At 69.1% G+C, this 26,138-nt stretch carries 23 protein-coding genes; 15 read left to right on the top strand and 8 right to left on the bottom strand.

Going from position 1 to position 26,138, the window contains the following annotated elements:
• Positions 1-85 precede the first annotated feature (85 nt).
• From RPX00_RS42320 to RPX00_RS42285, 8 genes are all read left to right on the top strand, one after another.
• Positions 86-1,123: a 2Fe-2S iron-sulfur cluster-binding protein gene (locus RPX00_RS42320; protein ID WP_406634223.1), complete on the top strand. Its 1,038-nt coding sequence runs from the start codon at positions 86-88 to the stop codon at positions 1,121-1,123.
• Between the two features lie 44 nt (positions 1,124-1,167).
• Positions 1,168-2,352: an acyl-CoA dehydrogenase family protein gene (locus tag RPX00_RS42315; RefSeq protein ID WP_406634221.1), complete on the top strand. Its 1,185-nt coding sequence runs from the start codon at positions 1,168-1,170 to the stop codon at positions 2,350-2,352.
• A gap of 16 nt (positions 2,353-2,368) precedes the next feature.
• Complete coding sequence (locus tag RPX00_RS42310; protein ID WP_406634219.1) at positions 2,369-3,286, top strand: VOC family protein; 918 nt, start codon at positions 2,369-2,371, stop codon at positions 3,284-3,286.
• A 13-nt stretch (positions 3,287-3,299) separates the two neighbouring features.
• Positions 3,300-5,843 (top strand): flavin-containing monooxygenase, encoded by a 2,544-nt coding sequence (locus RPX00_RS42305; protein WP_406634217.1) that lies wholly within the window; start codon positions 3,300-3,302, stop codon positions 5,841-5,843.
• A gap of 211 nt (positions 5,844-6,054) precedes the next feature.
• Positions 6,055-7,518 (top strand): FAD-dependent oxidoreductase, encoded by a 1,464-nt coding sequence (locus tag RPX00_RS42300; protein ID WP_406634215.1) that lies wholly within the window; start codon positions 6,055-6,057, stop codon positions 7,516-7,518.
• The gene (locus tag RPX00_RS42295; protein WP_406634213.1) at positions 7,515-8,000 is read left to right on the top strand and encodes a flavin reductase family protein; all 486 of its coding nucleotides are present in this window, start codon (positions 7,515-7,517) and stop codon (positions 7,998-8,000) included. Before RPX00_RS42300 ends, RPX00_RS42295 begins: the two co-directional genes overlap by 4 nt.
• A 48-nt stretch (positions 8,001-8,048) precedes the next feature.
• Positions 8,049-8,882: an alpha/beta fold hydrolase gene (locus RPX00_RS42290; RefSeq protein WP_406634211.1), complete on the top strand. Its 834-nt coding sequence runs from the start codon at positions 8,049-8,051 to the stop codon at positions 8,880-8,882.
• Positions 8,883-8,902: 20 nt separating this feature from the next.
• Positions 8,903-10,591 (top strand): 3-ketosteroid-delta-1-dehydrogenase, encoded by a 1,689-nt coding sequence (locus RPX00_RS42285; protein ID WP_406634209.1) that lies wholly within the window; start codon positions 8,903-8,905, stop codon positions 10,589-10,591.
• A 421-nt stretch (positions 10,592-11,012) separates the two neighbouring features.
• Here the strand turns inward: RPX00_RS42285 and RPX00_RS42280 are convergent, their stop codons facing one another.
• Positions 11,013-11,627, bottom strand: coding sequence for a TetR/AcrR family transcriptional regulator (locus tag RPX00_RS42280; RefSeq protein ID WP_406634207.1), 615 nt, complete (start codon positions 11,625-11,627; stop codon positions 11,013-11,015).
• Between the two features lie 202 nt (positions 11,628-11,829).
• Between RPX00_RS42280 and RPX00_RS42275 the strand changes: the two genes are divergently transcribed.
• Genes RPX00_RS42275 through RPX00_RS42260 form a run of 4 tightly spaced genes read left to right on the top strand, consistent with a single transcriptional unit; the run spans position 11,830 to position 15,919 of the window.
• Positions 11,830-13,041 (top strand): hypothetical protein, encoded by a 1,212-nt coding sequence (locus RPX00_RS42275; protein WP_406634205.1) that lies wholly within the window; start codon positions 11,830-11,832, stop codon positions 13,039-13,041.
• Positions 13,042-13,066: 25 nt separating this feature from the next.
• Positions 13,067-14,248 (top strand): AAA family ATPase, encoded by a 1,182-nt coding sequence (locus RPX00_RS42270; protein WP_406634203.1) that lies wholly within the window; start codon positions 13,067-13,069, stop codon positions 14,246-14,248.
• A 2-nt stretch (positions 14,249-14,250) separates the two neighbouring features.
• Positions 14,251-15,453: a DUF2201 family putative metallopeptidase gene (locus RPX00_RS42265; protein ID WP_406634201.1), complete on the top strand. Its 1,203-nt coding sequence runs from the start codon at positions 14,251-14,253 to the stop codon at positions 15,451-15,453.
• 1 nt (position 15,454) lies between these two features.
• Entirely contained in the window at positions 15,455-15,919 is a 465-nt protein-coding gene (locus RPX00_RS42260; protein ID WP_406634199.1) for a GNAT family N-acetyltransferase, read from the top strand.
• Positions 15,920-15,925: 6 nt separating this feature from the next.
• On the opposite strand, the gene RPX00_RS42255 is transcribed toward RPX00_RS42260, so the two are convergent.
• Positions 15,926-16,384, bottom strand: a complete 459-nt coding sequence (locus RPX00_RS42255; RefSeq protein ID WP_406634197.1) for an Lrp/AsnC family transcriptional regulator — start codon at positions 16,382-16,384, stop codon at positions 15,926-15,928.
• 63 nt (positions 16,385-16,447) lie between these two features.
• On the opposite strand from RPX00_RS42255, the gene RPX00_RS42250 reads away from it, so the two are divergent.
• The 3 genes from RPX00_RS42250 to RPX00_RS42240 all read left to right on the top strand — a co-directional run bounded on the left by RPX00_RS42250 (position 16,448) and on the right by RPX00_RS42240 (position 18,913).
• Positions 16,448-17,164: an AzlC family ABC transporter permease gene (locus RPX00_RS42250; protein ID WP_406634195.1), complete on the top strand. Its 717-nt coding sequence runs from the start codon at positions 16,448-16,450 to the stop codon at positions 17,162-17,164.
• Positions 17,157-17,486 (top strand): branched-chain amino acid transporter permease, encoded by a 330-nt coding sequence (locus RPX00_RS42245; RefSeq protein WP_406634193.1) that lies wholly within the window; start codon positions 17,157-17,159, stop codon positions 17,484-17,486. Before RPX00_RS42250 ends, RPX00_RS42245 begins: the two co-directional genes overlap by 8 nt.
• Positions 17,487-18,046: 560 nt before the next feature.
• Positions 18,047-18,913, top strand: a complete 867-nt coding sequence (locus RPX00_RS42240) for a BTAD domain-containing putative transcriptional regulator (RefSeq protein ID WP_406634191.1) — start codon at positions 18,047-18,049, stop codon at positions 18,911-18,913.
• A gap of 833 nt (positions 18,914-19,746) precedes the next feature.
• Here RPX00_RS42240 and RPX00_RS42235 read toward each other — a convergent pair.
• The 6 genes from RPX00_RS42235 to fabG all read right to left on the bottom strand — a co-directional run bounded on the left by RPX00_RS42235 (position 19,747) and on the right by fabG (position 26,136).
• Entirely contained in the window at positions 19,747-20,379 is a 633-nt protein-coding gene (locus RPX00_RS42235; protein WP_406634189.1) for a carboxypeptidase-like regulatory domain-containing protein, read from the bottom strand.
• A gap of 96 nt (positions 20,380-20,475) precedes the next feature.
• Positions 20,476-21,597, bottom strand: a complete 1,122-nt coding sequence (locus RPX00_RS42230) for a CoA transferase (protein WP_406634187.1) — start codon at positions 21,595-21,597, stop codon at positions 20,476-20,478.
• Positions 21,594-23,282, bottom strand: a complete 1,689-nt coding sequence (locus tag RPX00_RS42225) for a CoA-transferase (protein ID WP_406634185.1) — start codon at positions 23,280-23,282, stop codon at positions 21,594-21,596. Before RPX00_RS42225 ends, RPX00_RS42230 begins: the two co-directional genes overlap by 4 nt.
• A 73-nt stretch (positions 23,283-23,355) precedes the next feature.
• The gene (locus RPX00_RS42220) at positions 23,356-24,570 is read right to left on the bottom strand and encodes an acetyl-CoA C-acetyltransferase (RefSeq protein ID WP_406634183.1); all 1,215 of its coding nucleotides are present in this window, start codon (positions 24,568-24,570) and stop codon (positions 23,356-23,358) included.
• Positions 24,563-25,396, bottom strand: a complete 834-nt coding sequence (locus RPX00_RS42215; protein WP_406634181.1) for a MaoC family dehydratase N-terminal domain-containing protein — start codon at positions 25,394-25,396, stop codon at positions 24,563-24,565. Before RPX00_RS42215 ends, RPX00_RS42220 begins: the two co-directional genes overlap by 8 nt.
• Positions 25,397-25,416: 20 nt before the next feature.
• Positions 25,417-26,136, bottom strand: coding sequence for a 3-oxoacyl-ACP reductase FabG (gene fabG / locus RPX00_RS42210; protein WP_406634179.1), 720 nt, complete (start codon positions 26,134-26,136; stop codon positions 25,417-25,419).
• Positions 26,137-26,138 lie beyond the last annotated feature (2 nt).

The raw sequence follows: 26,138 nt of genomic DNA, 5'->3' as shown, positions 1-26,138 counted from the left end.
ATCTCCCAGTGAGCGAAACGGCCGCGGTCCGGGCGCCGGATGCGGTTCTACCGTTCCCGGCGGGCGACGACGACCAGGAGGCTGGATGTCCACCGAAACGAGTACCGGCCGCGAGACGGCGCCGGGTTCGCGCGGGAGCCGGGTCCGGGTGACCGACGTCGTCGAGGAGACGGCCGACGCGCGCTCGTTCGTCGTGGAGCCGGTCGGGGAAGCCGCGTTCGACTACCGGGCGGGGCAGTTCCTGACCGTCCGGGTGCCCGACGCCGGAGCCCGGTGCTACTCGCTGTCGAGTTCGCCGCACAGCGACCGGGCGATGAAGTTCACCGTCAAGCGCGTGCGGGGCGGGCGCGGCTCCAACTGGCTGTGCGACACGGTCGCGGCCGGGGACGAACTCGACGTCCTCCCGCCCGCCGGGACGTTCTCGCCCGCGTCGCTGGACCGGTCCGTGGTGCTGCTCGCGGGCGGCAGCGGGGTCACACCAGTGATCGCCATCGCGAAGTCGATCCTGTTCGGCGGCCGCGGCGAGGTTGTGCTGATCTACGCGAACCGGGACGAGAAGTCGGTGATCTTCGCCGCCGAACTGGCCGCGCTGGAACGCCGGTTCCCCGATCGCTTCACGGTGCTCCACCTGCTGGAATCTCTGCAGGGCTATCCCACCCGGCACCAGCTGGCGGTGCTGCTGCGCCCGTTCGCCGACCGCGACGTCTACCTCTGCGGACCGGAGCCGCTGATGGAACTGGCGGCGGACGTCTGCGCCCGCGCCGGAATCCCCGGCAGCCGGGTGCACACGGAGAGATTTCTTTCGCTGCAGCAAGATCCGTTCGCCGTCGAGGCGGCGGAACCCGGTTCGGTGGTCTGCACCGTGCGAGTCTCCCTCGACGGCGACGACCACGTCGTGCCATGGGCAACCGGGCAGAAACTGCTCGACGCGCTCTTGGCCGCGGGTCTCGACGCGCCGTACTCGTGCCGGGAAGGCGCCTGCAGCGCGTGCGTGTGCGCGCTGACGGAAGGCAAAGTGAACCTGGCGCGCAACGAGATCCTCACCGAGGACGATCTGGCCGAGGGCTATGTCCTGGCGTGCCAGGCGGAACCGGTCAGCGGCGAGATCGCCATCGAGTACTGAACGTGCTGTTCCCCAAGCTCGACCCACTGCGAAAAGGAGCCCCTATGCCGAAATCAGTGCTCGAAAACATCGAGGCGATCGCCGACGACCTCCGCGCCGGCGCCGACGAAGGCGAATCGCTCGGCAGGCTGCCCGGCGACATGGCGAAGCGGCTCAAGCAGGCGGGCATCATCCGTTTGCTGCAGCGCAAGAAGTACAACGGTTACGAAGCGCACCCGCGCGAGTTCGCCGAGACGGTCATGAAGACCGCGAGCATCTACGGGTCGGCGGGCTGGGTGGGCGGCATCGTCGGGGTCCACCCGTGGCAGCTCGCCTTCGCCGATCCGAAGGTGCAGGAGGAAATCCTGGGCGACGACACCGACACCTGGCAGGCGTCGCCGTACATGCCCGCCGGCGTGGCGGTCCCGGCGGACGGCGGCTTCGTGCTGAACGGCCGCTGGCAGTTTTCGTCGGGAACCGACCACTGCGACTGGATCTTCCTCGGTGCCATGCTCGGCGGCCAAGACGGCCAGCCGCTGCTGCCGCCGCACAGCATGCACGTGATCCTGCCGCGCTCGGATTACGAGATCATCGACGGTTCCTGGGACGTCGTCGGTCTGCGCGGCACCGGCAGCAAGGACATCGTGGTGAAGGACGCGTTCGTCCCGGCCTACCGGGTGATGGACGCGGACGAGGTCATCGACGGCAGCGCGGCGAAGGAGTACGGCGTCACCGAGACGCTGTACAAGATGCCCTGGTCGACGATTTTCCCGCTGGGCATCACCTCGGCCACCATCGGGATCTGCGAGGGCGTGCTGGCCGCCGGGATCGGCTACCAGCGCAACCGCGTCGGCGCGACCGGCACCCTCGTCAAGGATGATCCGTACGTGCTGCACGCGCTGAGCGATTCGGCCTCGGAGATCGACGCCGCCCGTCAGCAGCTTCTGTCCAATGTGGACCGTGTGTGGGACATGGTCGATCGCGGCGAGGAGATCGACTTTGCCACGCGTGCTCAGGTCCGCCGGGATCAGGCGCGGGCAGCGTGGCGAGCGGTGCGCGCGGCGGACGAGGTTTTCGATCGGGCGGGTGGGAATGCGTTGCGGATGGACAATCCGTTGCAGCGGTTCTGGCGGGACGCGCACGCGGGCTTGCACCACGCGATTCATGTGACCAGCACTACTTACCACGCCGCTGCGTTGGCGTCGTTGGGCGTCGAAGTCCCGCAGGGTCCGCTGCGGGTAATGATCTGAAGAAAGGACCTCGAAAATGAGCGAAATAAAGGCACTCGGCTACGTCCGGGTCATCGCCACCGATCTGGAGCGCTGGCGCGAACTCGGCTTCGACGTGCTCGGGTTCGCCCCGGGCTTCGGCGACGAGAAGGACGCGCTGCACTTCCGGATGGACGAACGCCCGTCCCGGATCACCGTCGAGCACGGTGACGCGGACCGCGTGACGGCGGTCGGCTGGGAGGTCCGTGACGCGCCGGCATTGCGCAAGCTCCGGGCGACGCTCGAAGACGCCGGGGTGGAGTGCACGCCGATGTCGCAGGAGTTGGCGGACCGGCGCAAGGTCGAAGCCGGCTTCGGCGCCAAGGACCCGGGCGGCACGCCGCTCGAGTTCTTCCACGGTCCGGTGCTCGAACACAGCCCGGTGGTGACCAAATACGCCCACCAGTTCGTGACCGGACCGCAGGGCCTCGGCCACGTGGTCATGCCGACCACCAGCTTCGACGAGTCCTTCGCCTTCTACACCGAGACGCTGGGCTTCCTGTCGCGCGGCGCGTTCCGGATGCCGGGGCCGCCCGAAGCCGGTCCGCTGCGCATCCGGTTCCTCGGGATCAACCAGCGCCACCACAGCCTGGCGATCATGCCGAGCCTGGAGGGCCGCGACCCCGGCCTGATCCACGTGATGGTGGAGGTCGACTCGCTCGACGCGGTCGGCCGCGCCTACGACCAGGTCATGGCCCGCGATTTCCCGGTTTCGTCCACGCTGGGCCGGCACACCAACGACAAGATGATCTCGTTCTACGTGCGCGTCCCCGGCGGCTGGGACATCGAGTACGGCTACGGCGGCCAGCTCGTCGACGAAAGCTATTACACCGCCGAGGAAATCACCGCGGACAGCTACTGGGGCCACGAATGGCTCTGGATGAAGGAAATGAAACAAGCCGCCGCGGACGACTGAACGAGGGACTATCGTGGAAAACTCTTTCGACGCAGTCGTCGTCGGGGCCGGGGTCGCCGGTCTTTACGCGGTGTACAAACTCCGCGGCCGCGGCATGCGCGTGCGGGGCTTCGACAGCGCGGCCGGGGTGGGCGGCACCTGGTACCACAACCGGTATCTGGGTGCCCGCTGCGACGTCGAAAGCATCGACTACTCGTACTCGTTCGACGAAGAACTGCAACAGGAATGGACGTGGAGCGAGCGGTTCGCGGAACAGGAAGAGATCCTGCGGTATCTCGACCACGTCGCCGATCGCCACGATCTGCGTTCGGCCTACGAGTTCTCGACCCGGGTGACCGGCGCGGAGTACGACGGGCGGTGGACGGTCCGCACCGACACCGGCCGGACCGTCGACGCGCGTTTCCTCGTGCTGGCAACGGGTGTCCTGTCCGCCACCAATATGCCGGACCTTCCCGGCCGGGACAGCTTCGCGGGCGAGCTGTACCACACCGGCGCCTGGCCGCACGAGCCCGTGGAGTTCGCGGGCAAGCGGGTCGGCGTGATCGGGACCGGCTCGTCCGGGATCCAGGCGATTCCGGTGATCGCCGAAACCGCCGCGCACGTGACGGTTTTCCAGCGCAGTCCCAACTATTCGATTCCCGCCCGCAACCACCCGCTGACTCCGGAATACGTCGCCGAAATCAAAGCCAGTTATCCCGAACGGCGGCGATTGTCGAGGATCAGCGGCGGCGGCACGCCCACCAGCCCGCATCCGCGCGGTGCGCTCGAAGTCGACGCCGCCGAACGGACCCGGATCTACGACCAGTGGTGGGAACGCGGCGGATACCTGTTCGCCAAGGCATTCCCGGACCAGACGACGAATCTCGCCGCCAACGACACCGCCCGCGAATACGTCGAAGCCAAGATCCGCGAACTCGTGCACGACCCGGACCTCGCCGAACAGCTCATCCCGGACGACCATCCGATCGGCACGAAACGCATCGTCACCGACAGCGGCTATTTCGAGGCTTACAACCGCGAAAACGTCACGCTCGTGAATCTTCGGCGCACCCCGATCACCGAGATCACCCCGCAGGGCGTCCGCACGGAGGACACGCTCCACGAACTGGACATGCTGGTGTTCGCCACCGGCTTCGACGCCATGACGGGCTCGTTGTCGAGGATCGATATCCGCGGCCGCGACGGGCGCACGCTGCGCGACGAATGGTCGGCGGGCCCGCGCACCTACCTCGGCCTGACGGTGGCCGGATTCCCCAACATGTTCCTCGTTTCCGGCCCCGGCAGCCCGAGCGTCCTGGCGAACATGGTGCTGACCGCAGAACAACACGTGGACTGGATCGCGTCCTGTTTGGACTTCCTCGACGACAACGGCGTCACGACGATCGAAGCGACCGAAGACGCCGTCACCGCGTGGGTGGCCGAATGCAACGCCAACGCGGCGGCGACCTTGTTCCCGACGGCCAACTCCTGGTACCTGGGCGCGAACATCCCCGGCAAACCCCGGGTGTTCATGCCCTACATCGGCGGCCTCGGCAAATACCGCGCGATCTGCGACGAGATCGCGGCCGACGGCTACCGGGGTTTCGTCCTCGGTGATCCCGCGAGCGCCGAGGTGAAAGCCATGCTCGCCGAGCTGGCTTTGCCGGACGTGACCCAGTACGACCCCGCCAAGCTACGCGAGATCATCCGTTCCCGTCGGGCACCGCTGACCCGGCAGCCCGCGATGCGGATCGCTGAAGACCACGTCATCCCCGGCCCCGGCGGCGACCTGAAGCTGCGGATCTACGTGCCGCACCACGAAACGCCCCTCCCAGTGCTCGTCTTCGCGCACGGCGGCGGTTTCGTGTTCTGCGACCTCGACAGTCACGACGAGTTCTGCCGCTCCATGGCCGCCTCCGTCGAGGCCGTGGTGCTCGCCGTCGACTACCGGCTCGCACCCGAACACCCCGGCCCGGCAGCGATGGAAGACCTGTACGCGGCGCTGGTCTGGGCCACGGAACACGCCGCTGATTACGGGGGAGACCCAGCCCGAATCGGCGTGGCGGGCGACAGCGCCGGAGGCAACCTGGCCGCCACGGTCTGCCTCGCGGCGCGCGACCGCGGCGGCCCGCGCATCGCCGGTCAAGTCCTGCTGTACCCGGTGATCGACGACGATTTCGCCACCGAGTCCTACCGGCACTACGGCGAGGGCTACTACAACACCGAGACCGCCATGCGCTGGTACTGGGCGCAATACGCGCCGAACGGAACCGACAGCCCGTACCTGGTGCCGACCCGGGCCGAGTCGCTTGCGGACCTCCCGCCCGCAGTAGTCGCGACCGCGGAGCTGGACCCGCTGTGCACCTCCGGAGACGACTACGCCCGCCGCCTGCGCGAAGCCGGAGTGGCGGTCAACGCGCTCCGGTTCGAGGGCTTGTTCCACGGTTTCCTGACGATCCCGGCGTTGTCCCTGACCGAACCCGCGCGCGAGAAGCTCTGGCAGCTGATGCGGGACCTCCTGGCCTCAAGGTCCGTGAAGGACTCCTTGAGGGATGAAGGGACCCCTCACGGCCGCTGACTATCCACAAAGGACGCCAGAGCTGCCGAATCGCCCGATTGATACCCGAATGATCACATTCGAAGGTCCGTGAGGGGCACCCTGAGGGAATCAGATTCCGTGAAGGTTCCCCTCACGGACGACCAGCCCCCGCTCCCGCCTCCCGCCAGCCCTGGCATGGGAATTCATGTCCGTGAAGGACGGCGGCCCCGCAACAAGGAAGGACTCATCCATGACGACCGACAACCTGCGCCCGGCTCCGGCGGCCTCGATCGCCGAATGGCACGAGGCCGCGGACGTGGTGGTCGCCGGCTACGGCATCGCTGGCGTGTCCGCGGCCATCGAAGCGGCGAGGTCCGGCGCACAGGTGCTGATCCTGGAACGCACCAGCGGCTGGGGCGGCGCGGCGGCCTTGGCGGGCGGGTTCGTGTACCTCGGCGGCGGCACTCCGCTCCAGCGGGCCCTCGGGTTCGAGGACACCGCGGAGAACATGGAAAAGTTCCTGCTCGCGGCCGTCGGCCCCGGCGCGGACGAAGCCAAGATCGCCGACTACTGCCGCAGCAGCCTGGAACACTACGACTGGCTGGTGGCCAACGGCGTCCCCTTCCGCGAAGCGCTCTGGGACGAGCCCGGCTGGGAACCGCCGCACGACGAAGGCCTGGCCTACTCCGGCGGCGAGAACGCGGCCCCGTTCAACACCGTCGCCAGCCCCGCCCCACGCGGGCACGTGCCGCAGATGCGCAACAAGCGCACCGGCGAGCGGGGCGGCGGTTACATGCTGATGAAACCGCTCGCGGAGACCGCCGAAGCGCTCGGTGTCCGGGTCGCGTATGACGTCCGCCTGAGCCGTCTGATCGTGGACGGCGAGCGAGTCGTCGGCGTGCTCGCCAGGCGCTACGGCCAGGACATCGCCGTACGAGCCGATCTCGGCGTGGTCCTCGCGACCGGCGGATTCGCCTACTCCGAGCGGATGGTCGCCGACCACGCGCCACAGCTGATCGGCCGTCCGGGAGCCGCGATCGAGGAACACGACGGCGCCGGCATCCTCGCCGCCACCGCGTTCGGCGCGGCCACCGCGCACATGGACGCGACCGAGGTGGCCTTCTTCGGCGATCCGCAGCTGCTGGCGCGCGGCATTCTCGTCAACGGCCAAGGCCAGCGGTACGTCACCGAGGACACCTACCCCGGCCGGATCGGCCAGGCGACGCTGTTTCACCAGGACAATCAGGCGTTCCTGGTGATCGACGAACAGGCCCACGAGGAAGCCCTCGCGACCGAGACCGCCACGCCCGTCTTCCGCGTCCCGCCGACGTGGGCCGCGGAGACCGTCGCCGAACTGGAGGCCGACATGGGCCTGCCGGAACTGGCGCTGCAGACCACGGTCGAGGTCTACAACAGGTATGCGGCACAAGGCCGGGACCCGCTGTTCGGCAAGAAACCGCAGTGGCTGCGCCCGCTCACCGGCGCGGTCGCCGCCTTCGACCTGCGGGGCGCCACCGCCGGCTTCCCGCTGGGCGGACTCCGGACCGACCTGGACTCGCGGGTGCTGCACGTGTCCGGGACACCGATCCCGGGCCTCTTCGCGGCCGGCCGCTGCACAGCGGGCATCTGCACCGGCGGTTACGTCAGCGGAGCGTCGCTGGGAGACGGCAGCTTCTACGGACGCCGAGCCGGACGCGCGGCGGCGGCTCGATGACGTCGTCCACAGCGGACCCCACGCACCTGCGATCCGTGCTCGGCCACTTCGCCACCGGGGTAGTAGCGATCGCCGGAATCGACCCGGACACGGGCGAGCCCACCGGACTGGCCGCGAACTCCTTCACCTCGGTCTCCCTAGACCCGCCACTGGTCGCATTCTGCGCGGCCGCCACCAGCACCTCCTGGCCGCGAGTGCGGGCCGCGGGCTGCTACGCGATCAGCATCCTTTCCGAAGCCCAGGAAGCGATCTGCCGCCGTCTGGCAGCGCGCGGCGCCGACAAGTTCGCCGGAATCGACTGGACCCCGTCGCCCGCAGGCGCGCCAGTGGTCGCCGATTCCCTGGCGTGGATCGAAGCCGAACTGGACACCGAGCATCCGGCGGGCGATCACACGATCGTAGTCTCCCGGGTCCGGCACCTGCAGTCCTCGGACCTCGCGCCGCTGGTCTTCTTCCGCGGCCGGTATGGACGTGTCCGCTGATCGGGAAAGCCACCGGACCGGCACCGGTTCCGCTGGCAAGGTCGAGCCATGACGCCCGAACTGCTCGAACTGCCCACCGAACACGGAGTCCTGCGCTACCGGGAAAGCGGCGACGGCCCGCCTTTGGTGCTGCTGCACGGTTCCGGACCCGGCGTGACCGGCTGGCGCAACTTCGGCGCCAACCTGCCCGCCTTCGCCCAGCACTACCGCACGTTCGTGCTGGAGTTCCCCGGCTTCGGCGTCAGCGACGACTTCGGCGCCGTCCATCCGATGCAGTCCGCCGGGACCGCCGTGGGCGCGTTCCTCGACGGTCTCGGGCTCGACCGCGTGCGCGTCGTCGGCAACTCGATGGGCGGCTTCGTCGCGACGAACTACGCGCTTTCGGCTCCCGAACGCATCGACCGGCTGGTCACGGTCGGCGGCATCGGCACGCCGATTTTCAGTGCCCAGCCAGGAGAAGGAATCGTCCGGCTCAGCGAGTTCGTCGAGAACCCGACCCGCGAGGCGCTGGTCGCCTGGCTGCGTTCGATGGTCTACGACCAGGCCCTGGTCACCGAAGAGATGATCGAGGATCGCTGGCAGCAGGCCACGGACCCCGCGACGCTGGAGAACTCCCGCCGGATGTACGGCGCGGCGGCACTCGCCCGCATGGCGCGCAGCGCGGACACCACCCCGCCGTGGGCGCAACTGCGCCGGTTGGACCTCCCCACCCTGGTCACCTGGGGCCGCGACGACCGAGTCAGCCCGGTAGACATGGCGCTGCTCCCGATGCGCGTCCTTCCCCAGGGCGAGGTACACGTCTTCCCGAACTGCGGGCACTGGGTCATGATCGAACAGAAGGCCGCCTGGGAAGCCACCGTCCTGGCATTCCTCGGCCGCTAACGAAGTGGAGCCCGAAGGACATGAAGAAGAAAATGCCCGCGCTCGTACCGGCCAAGGACACGACGGTCGACCTCCTCGTCGTCGGCTCGGGAACCGGAATGGCCGCCGCACTGGCCGCCCATGAACGCGGACTGTCCACTTTGGTCGTCGAAAAGACCAGCTACGTCGGCGGGTCGACCGCGCGCTCCGGCGGCGCGTTCTGGATCCCGGGCAACGCCGCGTTGTCCGAGCGTGGACCACGCGCGGTCGCTGACGCGGGCACGTACCTGAACGCGGTGGTCGGAGACTCGGCCCCGGCCGAACGCGGGCGCGCCTACCTCGAACACGGCGCCGCCGCGGTGGACATGTTGCGCCGCACCACACCCATGCGCTTCTTCTGGGCGAAGGGCTACTCCGACTACCACCCCGAGGAGCCCGGCGGCCGTCCGGAAGGCCGGACGTGCGAATGCCGCCCGTTCAACGCTTCCGTGCTCGGCGACGAACGTCCCCGGCTCCGTCCCGGCGTGATGGAGGCCCCGGTGCCGATGCCGGTCACCGGCGCGGACTACAAGTGGATGAACCTGGTGGCGCGCAAGCCGTTCAAGGCACTGCCGCGGATTTTCGCCAGGGCCGCGCTCGGCATCGGCGGCCTGCTGATCGGCCGCGACTACCTCGCGGGCGGGCAAGCGCTCGCCGCCGGGATGTTCGCGGGCGTGCTGCGCGCGGGCATTCCCGTGTGGACAGAGACCACTCTCGTGCGCTTGCTCCAGGACGACGACCGGGTCTCCGGCGCCGTGCTGCGTCAGGGGGACAAGGAGGTCACCGTGCGAGCCCGCCGCGGCGTGGTCCTCGCCGCGGGCGGCTTCGACCACGATGTCGAGGCACGGCACAAATTCCAGTCCCCGCGCCTCGGCGACCACGCCAGCCTCGGGGCGGAAGGCAACACCGGCGACGGCATCCTCGCCGGACAGGAACTCGGCGCGGGCATCGCGCTGATGGATCAGGCCTGGTGGTTCCCGGCGTTCGCCCCGGTGCCCGGCCGCGCCCCGGCGGTCATGCTCGCCGAGCGGTCGCTGCCCGGTTCGTTCATCGTCGACCAGACCGGGAAACGGTTCATCAACGAGGCGATCGACTACATGTCGTTCGGCCAGGAAATCCTGGCGCGCGAACGAGCGGGCACGCCGGTCGAGGAGATGTGGCTGGTGTTCGACCAGCGCTACCGCGACAGCTACATCCTGGCCGGCCGCTGCTTCCCCCGGCAGCCGATCCCGGAGTCGTGGTACCGCGCCGGAATCGCGCACAAATCCGACGACCTCGGTGCGCTCGCGAACGCGATGGGAGTCCCCGCAACCGCGTTCCAGGAGACGTTCCACCAGTTCAACAACCACGCCGATACCGGAAAGGACCCCGATTTCGGCCGTGGCAACAGCGCCTACGACCGCTACTACGGCGACCCGACCATCGGCCCGAATCCGAACCTGGCCCCGCTGCGCCGAGCCCCGTACTACGCGGTCAAGGTCGTCCTGAGCGACCTCGGCACCTGCGGCGGCCTGGTCGCCGACGAACACGCCCGCGTCCTGCGCGAGGACGGCGAAGTCGTCGAAGGCCTTTACGCGATCGGAAACACCGCGGCCAACGCCTTCGGCACGTCGTATCCGGGCGCGGGTGCGACGATCGGCCAAGGCGTCGTTTACGGCTACATCGCCGCCAGCCACGCCGCGTCTTCGTAACCCCTATTTGAGGTCAGTGCGGGGAGCCTTGCGGGAATCAGATTCCCACGCCAGGAACTCAGGCGAAGCTACGGGTGCGGTTTGAGGCGTGGCTGCCCAGGTCTCAGGGGCTGGCGGGACTGCGGTGGCTCGGCGGGGAGGGTCAGCGCCCCCAATGCCACATTGGGTGCATGCGACGCACCCAATGTGGCCTTGGGTGCGTCGCGGACACGGTCATGTGGGCATTAATCGAGCGTTTCGGTCGCGCTGGCGTCCTTTGCTGACGGTCAGCGAGGTGATGCAGCTGAAGTTCCTGGTCTTGAACCTCGCCGTCTGTGAGGGGAACCCTCACGGAATCTGATTCCCTCCGGGAGGCCCTCACGGACCTGCGCATCCGGTCACCCCGGTGTCACGTCGCAGCTTAGGTTCCTGGCATAGCCGCCTATGGCTTGAGCCGGGTCAGCCCGCTCAACGCCATCCGCAGTCCGCGCGAATCCCACCGTTCGATGTCGCTGAAATCGTCCGAACCGCCGCTTTGCACCCATCGCGTCAGCGAGTGCCGCATGGTCTGAATCACCAGCAGCGCGGGAAGTTCGCGCAGGAACGGGTCCGGGTCGAGTTCGTAATACCGCGCCAGGAACCGGGTCACGGCTTCGCTGAGACCCTCGCACCATTCCACGAACCGGAGCCGGTACTGCGGGGTGTTGACGATCAGCGTCATGATCTGGTGGTCGTACTCGGGCACCTGCCGCCGGTTCAGCTCGGTGGTGAGGACGGCCGTGAGCACCTCGATCGGGTCCGCGTCGTCGGGAGCGTCCTCCAGCCCCTGCACGATGACGCGCTCGCTGCGCCGCAGCAGCGGCATCAGCACGTCCTCCTTGACCGGGAAATGCCGGTGGAACGTCCGCGGGTTGATCCCGACGATCTCGCAGATCCGTTCGACAGTGACCGACGTATCGCCTTCGGCCACGAACAGGTCGCGCGCGGTGAGCGCGATGCTCATGCGCAGCTCCTCGGCCCGGCGCTCGGTGAGGGTCTGCCGTTTCGGTTCCGTCACCAGGACTCCCTCCCTGTCGTGTGCCCCGACCGTAACGACCCGGACGCGCCTGGTGACGCCCGCTGACCGCTCTGCGGAACACGTGGGTGTCAGAATATGACACGTCGGATCCGCCTCCCGCGGGCCGCCGTCCTGCTACGCTGATCGTGATGAGCACCTACTCGAACAGATCGGAGGTTCCGTTCGCCGCAGGTGAGTGCTGATGGGCACTTTCCCCGCGAACGAGAATCCCCGCCTGCGTTTCTGGGCGCGCGTGCGCGAATTCGCCGTGCCGCCGCCGATGATCGAATCCGCGACCGCCCGCCGCTCAGCCGGCGATTGGGCCGGTGCCTGCGCCGCCGCGCGCTTCGACGTGGATCTGGACCTGCGAACCGTGCGCCGCACGCATGGTTCCTCGGTCGCCGCACAGATCCGCGCCGATCTGCGGCACCTGGCTCCGGACCTGCTTCGCTGGCATTTCCCGCGCATCGCACCGGACGGCCTGCTGCGGCCCGGCCTCACGGTGTCCCTGGCCCGGTACGGCGAGATCCACCTCGTCGCCCGCACGCCGCCCGCGTGGGCCGATGCGGGCCAGCGGATCAGCCTCGCGTTGTGGACGCCGTCCGCGCCGGGGCTTCATCCGCATCCGCGCCCGGACCGCCGATACCGCCTTGACCTGCATCGTCACCTGTGGGACGCCCGCAGAACGAGCGAGTTGAGAGAACGTTCGGGAGCGATGGACCGGTGGATGGCCGAGGCGGCGCTGCTGCTGCGCGCGGAGGGGAGAACGACCGGCCTCGTCGCCGTGCGGCTCACCTCCCGGCGGCGGCTGACGCTGAACGTGGGCGGAGCAGCCGAAGACCGGACCCGGGCGATGCCGGTCCTGCCGGACGCCGCGACGTGGGTCCTGCCTGACCTGGAGCTGCTCCACGCCGGGCTGATCGACGTCGACCAGCTGCATCCGCTTGTCGCGTCGGCACTTCGGCCCGGCCATCCGCCCCGTGCGCCGAGAAACCCTGACGGGGCAAGGAATCGCCTCGTCGAATGCCGTGGGGCCACGCATCGGATCGGCGTGGTGAACGGCGTGCTGGTCCCGCTCGACCACGACCCCGACGAGATCCGCCGCGAAGAACTCCTGGGCGCGCTGGGCGGCACCGAACTGCCGTGCCTGCGCGCGATCGACGAAGCACACCGAAATCCGGAAAACCTCGTGGACGTCCGCGCGCGGCTGGACCACGGCGACACCGCCGGTGCCCTCGCCGCCGTCGAAGACCTGCTCGGACCGGACGTACTCCTGCGCAGCGGCGCCTTACGCGACGAACTGGAAACCGCCGCGCGCCGCCAAGTACTGCACGGCCTCTACCGAGCCGGACTGACCGGCTACGGACCGCCTCGGTCCACATCGGACACCCGCCGCCGCTCTCTCCCGACCTGAAAGGTGATCAAAACTGACTGAAACCATGCCCTTCCGCCCCTTGGACGTCGCCGCTGATCTGCTCGCCCTGCTGGATGACACGACGACCGAACCGCGTGCCGACAGTCAGCTGGAAGCGTTGACGCTGGCCGTATCCGCCGATCTGCCCGTGCTGCTGTGGGGCGAACCCGGCATCGGCAAAACCGCCGCGCTGACCCAGCTGGCGGAGACCCTTGAGCTGCCGCTGACGACGGTGATCGCCAGCGTGCACGAGCCGTCCGATTTCTCCGGCCTTCCGGTGGTCGGCGACGATCCCGCGCAACAAGGCGTCCCGATGGCCCCGCCGGACTGGGCCGTGCGCCTGGTGCGGGCGGGCCGGGGACTCCTGTTCCTGGACGAGCTGTCCACCGCGCCGCCCGCCGTCCAGGCCGCGTTGCTGCGCGTCGTGCTCGAACGGCGGGTCGGCGCCCTGCGGCTGCCGCCGGGGATCCGGATCGTGGCCGCCGCCAACCCTCGGTCGTCCGCGGCCGACGGCTGGGAGCTGAGCCCGCCGCTGGCCAACCGGTTCGTCCATCTGCAGTGGACTTACGACCACGACGTCGTGGTGCGCGGCCTGGGCGGGACGTGGCCGAAGGCGGTGCTGCCGCGGCTGGACCCGGGACAGCTGCCCGAAGCCGTGACGTTCGCCCGCCGCGCGGTCTGCGGGCTGCTGGGCACCCGGCCCGCGCTCGTGCATCAACTGCCGAAGAGCGAAGCCCGGCGCGGCGGTCCGTGGCCTTCCCCGCGCAGCTGGGAAATGACGATGCGGCTGATCGCGTTCGCCACCGCGGCGGGCGTCTCTCGGGAGGTGCTGTCCATGCTGGTGCGCGGCACGGTCGGCGACGGCCCGGGCCTGGAACTGCTGGCCAGCCTGGACCGGATGGACCTGCCCGATCCGGAAACCCTGCTCGCCGATCCCGGCGCGGCGGTGCTGCCCGAACGCGGCGACCTGCGCCAGACGGTCCTCGACGGGGTCGTGGAAGCGGTGCGCAACCGGCCGGACGAGTCTCGCTGGAACGCGGCGTGGTCGTTGCTGGTGCTGGCCTTGGAAACCGGCGCACCGGATCTGGTGGTCGTGCCCGCCTCGACGCTGGCCGCGCTGCGCCGCGACGATTGGCAGGTGCCAGCGGAAATCGAGCGGCTGTCCGGGGCGGTGGCCCTGTCACGGCGTGCGGGTGTGCGCTCATGATTATGGACGAGGAGAAGCTTTTCGCCGCGCGGCTGCACGCTGTCCGGCAGCGGCCGTACCTGGCGACGGCGTTGTTCGCCCTCCACCCCGTGGAGTCGCGGCAAGTGCCGACGATGAGCGTGGACCGCCACTGGCGCTGCTACGTTTCGCCGGCGTTCGTGGACCGCACTCCGCTGGAGGAGCTGGCCGGAGCCTGGGTGCACGAGGTCTCGCACCTGCTGCGCGACCATCACGGGCGCTGCGACCGGTACGCCGTGAAGCACGAGCTGACCGGGCCAGGGGAGCGGTTGCGGATGAACATCGCGGCGGACTGCGAAATCAACGACGACGTGTTCGGCGACGGGCTGCCCCGGCCCGAAGGGGCGGTCGAACCGGCGCTGCTCAGGTTGCGCGAGGGCGAGCTGATGGAGGACTACCTGGGCCAATTCCGGCTCGGGCCCTTCACCGCCGGTTACGCCTGGCTCGACTGCGGCAGCGGCGCGGACGGGCTGGCGCGCGGCTGGGAGCTGGGGCCTGACGGCGCGCACGGGCTCAGCGAACAGGAACGAGATGCCGTCCGATTCCGGGTCGCGCAAGGCATCAACGGCAGTCCCGGCGACGTTCCGGCGGGCTGGAAACGCTGGGCGCAGGAGGCATTCCACCCGCCGCAGCCGTGGCGGGAACTGCTGGGCGCGGCGCTCCGGTCGGCGATGTCCGGTGCCGGCGAGGACTACACCTACGGCAGGCCCGCGCGCCGATCCGCCAGCCTGCCCGGCGTCGTCCTGCCGAGCCTGCGCCGGCGTCCGCCGAACGTCTGCGTCATCGTCGACACCTCCGCCTCGGTGAGCGACGCCGAACTGGGGAGCGCGATCCTCGAAATCGCCGCGATCGTCCGCGCGGTCGGCGGCCGGCGCGATCTCGTGTCGGTGCTGTCGTGCGACGCCGCCGCCTACGTCACGGGACAGCTGTGCAGCGCCGAGGGAATCCCACTGCTGGGCGGCGGTGGCACGGATCTGCGCACCGGGTTCGCCACCGCACTGCGCACCAGCCCGCGGCCGGACGTGATCGTGGCACTGACCGACGGGCCAACCCCGTGGCCCAGCGCACGACCGCCCTGCCGGACCGTCGTGGGCCTGTTCCCCCGGGAGAGCTGGGCGAACGAGAACAATCCCCACTACCGGCCGGACACCCCGCCGGATTGGGCGCGAGTGGTCACGGTGGGTTGAGATGTCATTGGAGACCAGCCGTCTCGTCCTCCGGCGTCGCACCGCGAGCGAGGCCGCCGTCTATCGCCAGCTGTGGACCGAACGGGATCCGCGGGTGCCGCCGCACCGGCGGATTTCCCCCGACGGCAGGCCGACCGTGGCGGACCTCGCGGCGCGGACGCCGGAGAATCCAGGACTTCTTGCGGTGGAACGAAAGGACACTGCCGAGGTCATCGGATACTGCGGCCTCATCTTCGCCGGGGACGAGCCGGAACTGGCCTACGAGTTGCTGCGCGCGGCGCACGGTCGCGGCTACGCTACCGAGGCGGGCCAGGCCGTCGTCGCGTGGGCTCGCGAAGCGGGCTACCGGCGGTTGCGGGCGACGGTCTGGGACTGGAACCTCGCGTCCCGCCGGGTCCTGGAGAAGCTCGGGTTCCGCGAGACCGGCCGGACCGGCCATAACCTCCTTGCCGTGCTGGAGCTGTGAACGGCGTCAGGTGTCGCTCTTGATTTTCTTCATCGTGAGGTGGGACGTGACGCGCAGGACGCCGGGCAGCCCGGCGAGCTTGCGGGTCTGGAACGACTCGTACGCGGCGTGGTCGGCGACCGCGACCCGGATGAAGTAGTCCGGGCGGCCGAACAGCCGCCGGAACTCGATCACCTCCTCGTAGGCCGCGATGGTGTCCTCGAGCGACTCGATGGTCGCCCGGTCCGTCGCGTACACCTCGAGGTCGATGAGCGCTTCCAGGCCCCGGCCGACCGCCTCGGGATCGAGCACCGCGCGATAGCCGGCGATCACGCCCGCGTCCTCGAGGCGTTTGACCCGCCGCAGGCACGGGGGAGGGGTGAGCCCGACCCGCCTGGCGAGTTCGACGTTGGTCAGCCTGCCGTCCTGACGCAGGTGAAACAAAATATCCCGGTCCACTGAATCCAGCCGAACTATGTTGCTCACCCGAGCATCGTACCGCCATGATCGGACATCAAATTAGCCGAGCGCTGACGTAGTGTTCCAAGGGTGGAAACCGTCGTTGACCTGCCTGTTCGTGACCGCCCGCCCGCTCTGGCCGCACTGAAGGACTGCGGGTCCGTAGGCATCGGCCTGGTCCCGCTCGGGCTCGCGTTCGGCGCGTTCCTCACGCATTCGGGCCTCGACTGGTGGTGGGCGACGATCTTCACCACCTTCATCTACGCGGGTTCGTTCGAGTTCCTGCTCATCGGCCTGGCCGCGGCGGCGGCTCCGCTCGCGTCGATCGGGCTGTCGGCGTTCCTGGTCAACGTCCGGCACGTCTTCTACGCCCTGTCCTTCCCGCTGCACCGGGTGCGCGGGCGCGGGGCGCGCGCGTACAGCACGTTCGCCCTCACCGACGAGTCCTACGCACTGTCCACAACGGACTCCGCCCGCGACTGGGACGGCGCGCGAATCCTGTGGCTGCAACTGTTCCTGCACCTGTTCTGGGTCGGCGGCGCGACCGCGGGCGGTCTGCTCGGCTCGCTGATCCCGAGCAGCGTCGTCGGCCTCGATTTCGCGATGACGGCCCTGTTCGTGGTGCTGGCGATCGACGCCGTCCGCGAACGCCGGGAAGACGTGCCGACCCCGATCCTGGCCGCACTCAGCGCGGGCGTGGCCCGGGTCGTTTTCCCCGGCCAAATGCTGCTGGTGGCGTTTTTGCTGTTCACTGTCGCGTTGCTCGTCCGGTGCGCCTTCCGCGGAAGGACTGCGTCCGATGCCTGACCTCGGCTACCTGCTGGCCGCCGTCGCCGTTTCCGCCGCTGTTACCTGGGCACTTCGCGCGCTCCCTTTCGCCGTGCTGGCCCCGTTGCGCTCCAGTCGGATCGTGCGGTATTTGAGCACCCGCATGCCGGCCGGGGTGATGGTGATCCTGCTCGTTTATTGCCTGCGGGACGTTTCGTGGACCGCGCCGAGCGCATTCGCGCCGATTGTCGCGCTGGCGGTGACGGCCGGGTTGCACCTGTGGCGCCGCAATGCGGTTCTGAGCATTGTCGGAGGTACCGCGGTGCACGTGCTGATGGCGAGCTTCGTTTTTCCGGCCTGAATTGCGTCGCCGGAGGTCTAGACCTATACGCGAAAGGTCGGCGGACGAACTTTCCCCGCCGCATTGAACATTCGTTCGGTAACCCGGGCGACGTCAGACCGGGAGTCCTAGCCTACTGCCGCGAACAAATGCATATTCGTGCATATGAAATAGGGGCCGGGTTTGCCGGGCAGTATCGAGCCGTTCACCGGAAAATTGCCGGATACCGTGCCGAGGGCATGCCGAATCGACGCGCGCCGCCCGTTTTATCCGGCCGGTATTGCACTGCTTCCCCGCTTTGGTTGTGCGTTGCGAGGGGCAGATCACTGCGGCTTCAGCCTAACGGCGGTCCCCTATTGTCCCGGCAGGGAATAACTGCTCACCGGGTGCCGCGACAGTTGGTTGACGGCCTACCGGGCCGGTGGTAAAGTCGATTTTGCTTTCCGGAACTCTCGTTTCGGAAAGAATGACTGGGTCTGGGGTCGGAGCAATAAGAAGTCTCCTTTGCGTGCAATTCTGAGCGCGACGAAGCGCTCGTCGAACCATGTGCTTGAAGAACCTATAATCTTGGGGGGTTCGTTGTGGCATTCACTGCGCCTTCGACGCGGTGCGAAGATCTCGCCGAGCGTCACGAGCAGAACGCGGAACTGCGCCTCGTCGGGCAGATTCCCGCGGAACGGCCGAGACCTGCGGAAAACAGCCGGATCAGGTTCTCGCTCCTGGGGTCGCTGCAGGTGTGGAAGGGGTCGCGCGAGTGCACCCCGAAGGCCCCGAAAGTGCTGCAGGTGCTGGCCTTGCTGCTGGTCAGGGCGAACCAGGTGGTCGGGACCGACTCGCTGATCAGGGAACTCTGGGGCGAGGACGCCCCGCGCAGCGCGCTGACCACCCTGCAGACCTACGTGAGCCAGCTGCGCAGGCTGATCGAGCACGAACGGCTCGCGGGCGGCGACGAGATCTTGATCACGCGCTCGCCGGGCTACCTCCTGCGGGTCGGCTCCGACCAGCTCGACCTGCGGCGCTTCGACGAACTGCGGCAGCGAGGCAGGCGCGAGTTCGCCGAAGGCAGATTCGCCGACGCCGCGGCGAATCTGCGGTCCGCCCTCGAGCTGTGGGCGGAAACCCCGCTGGCGAACATCAAGCTCGGCCCGCACCTCTCGGCATACGCGGTAGACCTCCAGGAACAGCGGCGCGACACGCTCCAGCTGGCCATCGAGTCCGAGATGGAACTGGGCCGGCACCGGGAACTGATCGCCGAACTGCGTTCCCTCGCCGCGCGCTACGCGTCCGACGAATGGTTCTGCCGCCAGCTCATGCGAGCCCTCGACAGCAGCGGCCGCCGCGGCGACGCACTGGTGGCCTACCAGGAACTCCGGACGACCCTGCGAGACGAACTCGGCATCGACCCGTCCCGCGAAACCGAGGCGGTCTACCGCCAGCTGCTGGAATAACCGCCGCTCGCGAGCGCCCCGTCCGGCCCCGCCCACCAGGGCGGCCCGGACGGGGTTCGCGAGCCTGGCCATCTTCCGGCTCCTGCGCGCGGTGGTGCTCCGGTCCGGAGTCCGCCTGGGTGCGCGGGTGTTGTTGAGCGGTGCCCGCCTGCTTAGCGTGGTCGCGGCGTCTTGGCCCGGCATCGGTTCGGGCCCGCGGGTGCCCTTGAGCGGCGCTAGCCGGTTCGGTGCGGTCGCTGCGCCCTTGCCCGTCACCAGTCCGGGCACTCGGGTGCCCTTAACCGGCACTGGCCTGCTCGGCGCGGCCACGGCGTCTTGGCCTGTCGTCGGTTCGGGCCGGTGGGTGTTGCTGATCGGTGTCAGCCTCGCGGCGTCCTGGCCTGTCACCAGTCTGGGCACTCGGGCACCCTTGACCGGCACTAGTCTGCTCGGCGCGGCCACGGTGCCCTGGCCTGTCGTCGGTGCGGGCCGGTGGGTGTCGTTGATCGGTGTCAGCCTCGCGGCGTCCTGGCCTGTCACCAGTCCGGGCACTCGGGCACCCTTGACCGGCAGTAGCCTGCTCGGCGCAGCCACGGTGTCCTGGCCCGGCATTGGCCTGGGCGCCTGGGTGCCCTTGACCGACCCCAACCTGCCCAGCGCAGCCGCAAGACCCCTGCTCGCCCGCAGTCCACTGTGGACGCCGACCCCGTCCATTGTGCCCACCCCAGCAGCCGCCCCCGGCTCGCGTCGGCTGGGGGCAGGGTCCGGAACCTGCTGGGGAAAGGACAGCAGGTTCCGGACCCAGGTCGACAGCCCGCCGCGAGCGTCCGGCGGGAGGTGCGGCGGGGCGCAGGTCATCGGCATTCCGGGCCCTGCCGCGGGTCCGGGAGGGGAGGCACGCCGACGCGTCCGGACGGAGCCGCCGTGTGCTCCCCGGCCTTGGCTGCCACCGGCTTCTCGCCGACGACGCGCGGTTGGCCCGGAAGATGGCGGGTGCCGGCGAGCGAAAGGTCGGTCGCCGTGCGTTCTCCGGCTGTCACCGGGCTCGCGCCGGTGTTGTCCGAGAGCCGCCCGGTGAAACCGAAGCGCGGAGCCGCCGCGGATGCCGGTACCGGCGCTCCACCAACGGCGCCCGAAAGCCCGACATCCCCAGTCAGCACGACGTTATGCCGCAGCCGTCCGGCCAGTACGGTGATGAACTCCGCCGATGGTTGTCCCGGCGGGTTTGCGCAGGTCAGCAGGTAGCGACCGTCGCTGGCGGTTCGCAGGGCGTAGGTGCCGTCGTCCCTGCTGCGGGTGACGTCCACCTGATTGCCCTCGGCATCGACCAGCGTCAGTTCCGCTCCGCCGACGGCCGCGCCGTCCGCGCGGCGTACTCGCCCGCTCACCTTGCCTGCCGAGGTCGCGGGCCGGCGCGGCGGCAGCAGGATCGCGGCCCGCGTGCGGTGTCCCTGTTCGATCGGCGGCGTTTCCCCCGCGTCGTCCATGAGGCTGATACTACGCTTCAAATGGGACTGAGTGTCAAAAAATTTTCCGGCACCCGTCCGGCTCAGGCGGCGCTCTAGGCTCCCTCCAGCGCCGCGCTAAGCGAGCAACTCGTCGTTGTGCTGCCCTACCTCCGGAGCCGCCCGCGGGTCCAGCCGGGAACCGTCTGCCTGGATGGGGGACTTCGGCGCCCAATGCCGCCCCGCGCCCGGCTGGTCGATCTCCCCGAACAGCGCCAGCTCGCGCAACGTGGGGCTGAGTTCGGCGAAGCTGCGGTAGCGTTCCCACAGGATTCGGTGCTGGGTAAGCACTTCCGCCACCTGCGCGTACGGCGTCTGCCCGAACCACCGTGCCAGCAGCGGCGTGATCACGTCGCGGTGCCGGTACCGGTCGGACTCGGTGGTGAACGAGATCCCCAGCGTCTTGCTCAGCCCGGCGAAGGCGTCGGAGAGTCCGGTTGCGGCGAGCATTTTGTTCCAGTGTCGTTCGGTGAGCAGAACGATCATCACCCGGACGCCGTCGGCGGTTTCGAAGTCGTCGCCGTAAGTGCCGTAGATGGTGTTGCCGGATTTGGTCCGCTTGTGGTCGGTCAGCTGCGCTTCGGCGAGATAACCGAGATTCCCGGCGGTGGCGAGCGCTACGTCCTCCAACGCGACCCGGATGGACCGGCCCTCGCCGGTGAGCTGCCGGTGCCGTTCGGCGGCCAGCAGTCCGACGGCCAAGTACAGACCGGCGCAGACGTCCCAGGCCGGCAGCACATGGTTGACTGGCGCGGAACCCGTGCCGGTGAGCAGGGGAAAGCCGGTCCCGGCCTGCACTGTGTAGTCCACGGCGGCGCCGCCGTCGGCTCGGCCGTCCAGCAGGACGTGGATGAGGTCTGGTCGTTGCGCGCTCAACGCGTCGTATCCGAGATCCGCGTGCCGGGAAGTGTTCGTCACGACCACACACGGGCCACCGCCGACGATCAGGTCGGCGACCCGGCGGCGGTCTGCTTCGGACTCCAGGTCGACCGCGATGGCGCGTTTTCCCTTGTTCAGTCCGGACCAGTAGAGGCTGGTCCCGTCATCGGATAAGGGCCAGCGGGTGCGATCGGCGGCACCGCCGAGCGGTTCGACCCGGATGACGTCCGCGCCGAGTTGGGCGAGGGTGAGTCCGCAGAGGGGTGTCGCGACATACGCGGACAGCTCGACGACCCGCAGTCCGGCCAGCAGCGCGCTCATGCCGTTCCTTTCTTGCTGTCGCTGAGGAACAGGCCCTCGCGGTCGTATTTCCGCAGTTGCTGGGCGTCGTGCGCGGTCACCTCGGGCAGTTCGCTCAGGTCGTCCGCGACGGCGAGGTCCCAGCCGCAGCGGGAGCGGACGTGTGCGATGCGTTCGGCGAGCGGCTCGGGTCCGGGTGCGATGGCGGTGAGCACGAGTTGGCCGTCCCGTCGGGTCAGGACGCCGAGGTCGGTGACGACTGCGCGGACGCGTGCGCCGGGGCTGGTGACGTAGCTGCAGTGTTCGATGAACCGTCGGGGGCTCATGGTGCCGACGACGTAGGTTTCGTCGGCGCCGGTGATGACGTCGTTGCCGCCGCCCGATCCGACGAGGTACGGACCGCCTTCGATGCGGGTGGTGTTGATGTTGCCGTGGCGGTCGATTTCCGCGGCTCCGACGCAGGCGATCGATCGCGTGGCTGGGCCGTTCATGAGGGTCCCGAGCGCTTGTTCGGTGTCGAGCAGCATCGAGGAGGAGGGGAAGTTGGCGAAGCTGAAGATGAACGGGTCGCCGGGGGTCGGGGTGTAGTCCCAGAGCCCGAGTTCGGCGGCGAGTGCGACGTCGTGTCCGTCTGCTTTGGCTTGTTCGACGGCGACCCAGGCGGCGAGGTTGGCCAGTCCGGCTCCGGCGAGTACGCCGTTGGCGCGGGTTTCGGCGATCCGGGACCGGACGAGTGCGGCGAGCCAGGTCGCCGCGCGTTCCGGCCGCGTCACCGGCCCGGTGTGTTCGCCGCGTCCGGTGGGCGGGGTCGGTTGGCCGAGTGTGCGGGTCAGGGTGGTGAGCCGGGCTTTGCCGAGTTTGGCGAGGTAGGTGTCGTGGTCGAGGAGGATCCATTCGCGGATCCAGTCGTCGAAGTCCGCTGAACGGCTGGCTTCGCGGGCGGCGATCCAGAACTCGACGTCTTCGGCGTAGCCCTCGACCGGCAGCCGTGCGCCTTCGGTGCCGGGGAAGACGCCGCCGGGGTGCGCGCCGAAGGGAGTCTCGACGACGGCCAGCACCCGGTGTGCCGGGATGCGGACGAACGGAGCCCACGGGCGCAGGTCGTCGACGACTTTCTCCACCGTCGCCAGCACTCCGCGCCGCGCGGCGAACGCGCCGATCGAACCCTCGAACATCGGCGGTGCGATGGCGAGATTGCCCTGCCGGTCGGCGACCGCGGCGTGCACGATCGCCACGTCCGGCGTAAGCGGGGCGACCAGTCCGACGCGGCCGAAGGGGGTGTCGACCTCCGAGTAGCCGGGATTGTCGGCCATGGACGAGTCGCGGACCGAGCCGGTGACGACGGCGGGCACGCCGGTGGCGGCGGCGCGCAGGCCCTGGATGTAGCTGAGGAAGGACCAGTTCTCGACCTCTACCGTGCCGTCCGCGTAGGCCTGCTGGAACACCGGGTTCGGGGTGAACACGGGGAACGAGTCTCCCGAGTAGACAGTCACGACCTTCTTCAGGCACCCGGAGCGGAACAGCACCGCGCCGAGCGAGGACAGGCTGGCCATGATCAGCGTGAACCGCGACGGCCGCTGCCAGTGCTGCCGCGCGATCTCGCGTACGAGCGCGCTCCATCGGCTGTGTCCCAGGATGACGTGCAGCGCGTTGCCCTCGCGGATATAGCGGGAGACGGCTTCGTCGAGGCGGCAGAAGTCGGTCATCAGGTCACCGGAACCGGGAAGCGGACCTTGCTCAGCCCGTTCGCGGTAGGGTCGGCCGAGCCGAGAACGCGGGTCACGCGGTCACTCGCTCGAACACGGCGGCCAAGCCCTGTCCACCGCCGATGCACATGGTTTCCAGTCCGTAGCGGGCTTCGCGGCGGTGCATTTCGCGGGCCATGGTGGTGAGGATGCGGGTGCCGGTGGCTCCGACGGGGTGGCCGAGGGAGATGCCGGAGCCGTGGACGTTGAGCCGGTCGAAGTCCTTTTCACCGAAGGCCCATTCGCGGGTGCAGGCGAGTGCTTGCGCGGCGAAGGCTTCGTTGAGTTCGATGAGGTCGAGGTCGGAGATCTTGAGTCCGGCGCGTTCGAGTGCGAGCGCGGAGGCGGGCACCGGGCCGATGCCCATGATCTTCGGTTCGACTCCGGCGACACCGTGGGAGACGAGTCGGACGAGGGGGCGGAGGCCGAGTTGGTCGGCGCGTTCGCGGGTGGTGACGATGCAGACGGCGGCGGCGTCGTTTTGGCCGCTCGCGTTGCCCGCGGTGACGGTGGCTTCGGGGTCTTGTTTGCCCAGTACCGGTCGCAGCCTCGCGAGGGTATCGACAGTGGTGTCCGGACGCGGGTGTTCGTCGGTGTCGACGACGACGGTGCCCTTCCGCGTCTCGACGGCCACCGGGATGATCTCTTCGGCGAACACGCCGGACTGCTGTGCGGCGACGGCCCGCTGATGCGACCGAGCGGCGAGCCGGTCCTGCTCTTCCCGGCTGATGTTGTACTGGCGGCGGAGGTTTTCGGCAGTTTCGAGCATGCCGCCGGGGACGGGGTAGTGCTTGCCGCCGGGGGTTTGGCGGCCGCGGGTGAGGGAGTCGTGGAGGTGAACGCCTGCCCCGGTCGCTCCCCAGCGGAGGTCGTTGGCGTAGAAGACGGTGTTGGACATGCTTTCCGCGCCGCCCGCGACGATCAGTTCGCTCGCCCCCGCCTGCACCTGGAGCGCGGCGAGCAGCACCGATTGCAGTCCGGAGCCGCAGCGGCGGTCGACCTGCATGCCGGGCACGGTGACCGGCAAACCGGCGTCGAGGGCGACGACGCGGCCGATGGCGGGGGCTTCGGAGGTGGGGTAGCAGTGGCCGAGGATGACGTCGTCGATGGCGTCGGCGGGGAGGCTGGTGCGTTCCAGCAGGCCTTTGAGCGCGATGGTGCCGAGGTCGGCGGCGGGGACGCTCTTGAGGGATCCGCCGAAGCGGCCGATCGGGGTTCGGACGGGTTCGCAGATGACGGCGTCACGCATGGGAATGGCCTTCCTCGTGGTAGTCGGCTTCGAGGCTGGTGCGCGGCCCGGCATCCCCGACGAGAGTCAGGGTCGCGCCGCCGGGACGGGGTTCGGTGCGCAGCTGGGCGGGCTGGCCGCAGAACAGCGGGGCCAGGTTGCGGTGCGCCAGCCGGGTGACTCGCATATCGGGGGAGTCCAGGCGCAGCACCTCGGCCAGGGCGAGCGACATCAGCGGCCCGTGCACGACGAGGCTGGGGTAGCCCTCGATGCGGGTCGCGTAGGGCCAGTCGTAGTGGATGCGGTGCGGGTTCGCGGTGGCGGCGGAGAAACGCATCAGCAGGGTGGGGTCGGTGGCGAAGTCCCAGCCGTCTTTGGTGCGGCGAAACGGGGCGCCGGCGAGGTCGGCGGGTTGCACCGGTGCTTCGGAGGCGGGCGTGCCTGCTTCGCGGTAGATGATGTCCTGTCGTTCTTCTACCAGCGGTGAACCGTCTGACAGAACGGTGCGCACCACGACGATCACCAGCTTCCCGGAGCGGCCGGATTTCTCCGTCACGGAGTCCACAATGGACATCCTGGTGACGGTTTCACCGATCTTCGGAGCACGGTGTATCAGGACTTCTCCTCCGGCGAACATCCGCCGGGGCAGGTCGATCGGTGGGAGGAAGGTACCGCGGGCGGGGTGCCCGTCAGGCCCGAGTTCCGAGGAGACCGGCCAGCGGGGGAGTGCGACCCAGTGCCACAGCGGCGGCAGGTCCTCGCCCGGCCGGGGTGCGGGCAGCCCGTTGTCGAACAGGGCCGCCAGCGCCGCGGCCGGGGCCGGGTCCACCAACTCGGCGGTTGTCACGGCATGGGGTTCCCAGGCGGTCACATGAACCGCCCGCCGGTCACTTCGAGGACGGTGCCGGTCATGTAGGAGGACAGGTCGGAGGCGAGAAACAGGGCCACCGACGCGATTTCGCCGACTTCGCCCGCGCGGCGCATCGGGATCTCGGCCATCTTCTGGTCCCAGGCTTTCTGCGGCATGGCTTCGGTCATGGCGGTGCGGATGAGTCCGGGCTGGATCGCGTTGACCCGGACGCCGTGGTGCGCCATCTCCTTCGCGGCGGCTTTGGTGAGGCCGACGATCCCGGCTTTGGCGGCGGAGTAGTTGGTCTGCCCGACCATGCCGACTTTGCCCGAGAGCGAGGACAGGTTGACGATCGCGCCGCTCTTGCGTTCGCGCATGATCGCGGCGGCTTTGCGGGTGCCGTTCCAGGTGCCTTTGAGGTGCACGTCGATGACTTGGTCGAAGTCGTCCTCGGTCATGGTGCGCATGGTGGCATCGCGGGTGATGCCTGCGTTGTTGACGAACACGTCCACCGGAGACGCGGCTGCGGCGAGCAGAGCGTCCACATCGGACGCTTTGGTGACGTCGCAGGCGACGCCGACGCCGTCCAGGCTCTCCGCTGCTTTCGCGGCCGCCTCGCCGTCGATGTCGCCGATCACCACTCGCGCGCCTTGGGCGACGAACAGTTGGGCGATGGCGAGTCCGATGCCTTGCGCGCCGCCGGTAATGACGGCGGTCCGATCGGCCAGGAGAGTCATGG

The organism is Amycolatopsis sp. WGS_07 (assembly GCF_045278895.1).
In the GTDB taxonomy this organism is placed as follows: domain Bacteria; phylum Actinomycetota; class Actinomycetes; order Mycobacteriales; family Pseudonocardiaceae; genus Amycolatopsis.
The sequence above is the reverse complement of the archived record's forward strand: the minus strand, read 5'-3'. Positions and strand labels throughout refer to the sequence as shown.

Bases quoted from the DNA above. Each gene is read 5' to 3' on its own strand.
- fabG (WP_406634179.1), bottom strand. From the start codon at position 26,136: ATGACTCTCCTGGCCGATCGGACCGCCGTCATTACCGGCGGCGCGCAA.
- RPX00_RS42225 (WP_406634185.1), bottom strand. From the start codon at position 23,282: ATGACCGACTTCTGCCGCCTCGACGAAGCCGTCTCCCGCTATATCCGC.
- RPX00_RS42270 (WP_406634203.1), top strand. From the start codon at position 13,067: ATGCCCTTCCGCCCCTTGGACGTCGCCGCTGATCTGCTCGCCCTGCTG.
- RPX00_RS42260 (WP_406634199.1), top strand. From the start codon at position 15,455: ATGTCATTGGAGACCAGCCGTCTCGTCCTCCGGCGTCGCACCGCGAGC.
- RPX00_RS42295 (WP_406634213.1), top strand. From the start codon at position 7,515: ATGACGTCGTCCACAGCGGACCCCACGCACCTGCGATCCGTGCTCGGC.
- RPX00_RS42290 (WP_406634211.1), top strand. From the start codon at position 8,049: ATGACGCCCGAACTGCTCGAACTGCCCACCGAACACGGAGTCCTGCGC.
- RPX00_RS42235 (WP_406634189.1), bottom strand. From the start codon at position 20,379: ATGGACGACGCGGGGGAAACGCCGCCGATCGAACAGGGACACCGCACG.
- RPX00_RS42245 (WP_406634193.1), top strand. From the start codon at position 17,157: ATGCCTGACCTCGGCTACCTGCTGGCCGCCGTCGCCGTTTCCGCCGCT.
- RPX00_RS42300 (WP_406634215.1), top strand. From the start codon at position 6,055: ATGACGACCGACAACCTGCGCCCGGCTCCGGCGGCCTCGATCGCCGAA.
- RPX00_RS42265 (WP_406634201.1), top strand. From the start codon at position 14,251: ATGGACGAGGAGAAGCTTTTCGCCGCGCGGCTGCACGCTGTCCGGCAG.
- RPX00_RS42285 (WP_406634209.1), top strand. From the start codon at position 8,903: ATGAAGAAGAAAATGCCCGCGCTCGTACCGGCCAAGGACACGACGGTC.
- RPX00_RS42310 (WP_406634219.1), top strand. From the start codon at position 2,369: ATGAGCGAAATAAAGGCACTCGGCTACGTCCGGGTCATCGCCACCGAT.
- RPX00_RS42230 (WP_406634187.1), bottom strand. From the start codon at position 21,597: ATGAGCGCGCTGCTGGCCGGACTGCGGGTCGTCGAGCTGTCCGCGTAT.
- RPX00_RS42275 (WP_406634205.1), top strand. From the start codon at position 11,830: ATGGGCACTTTCCCCGCGAACGAGAATCCCCGCCTGCGTTTCTGGGCG.
- RPX00_RS42315 (WP_406634221.1), top strand. From the start codon at position 1,168: ATGCCGAAATCAGTGCTCGAAAACATCGAGGCGATCGCCGACGACCTC.
- RPX00_RS42220 (WP_406634183.1), bottom strand. From the start codon at position 24,570: ATGCGTGACGCCGTCATCTGCGAACCCGTCCGAACCCCGATCGGCCGC.
- RPX00_RS42320 (WP_406634223.1), top strand. From the start codon at position 86: ATGTCCACCGAAACGAGTACCGGCCGCGAGACGGCGCCGGGTTCGCGC.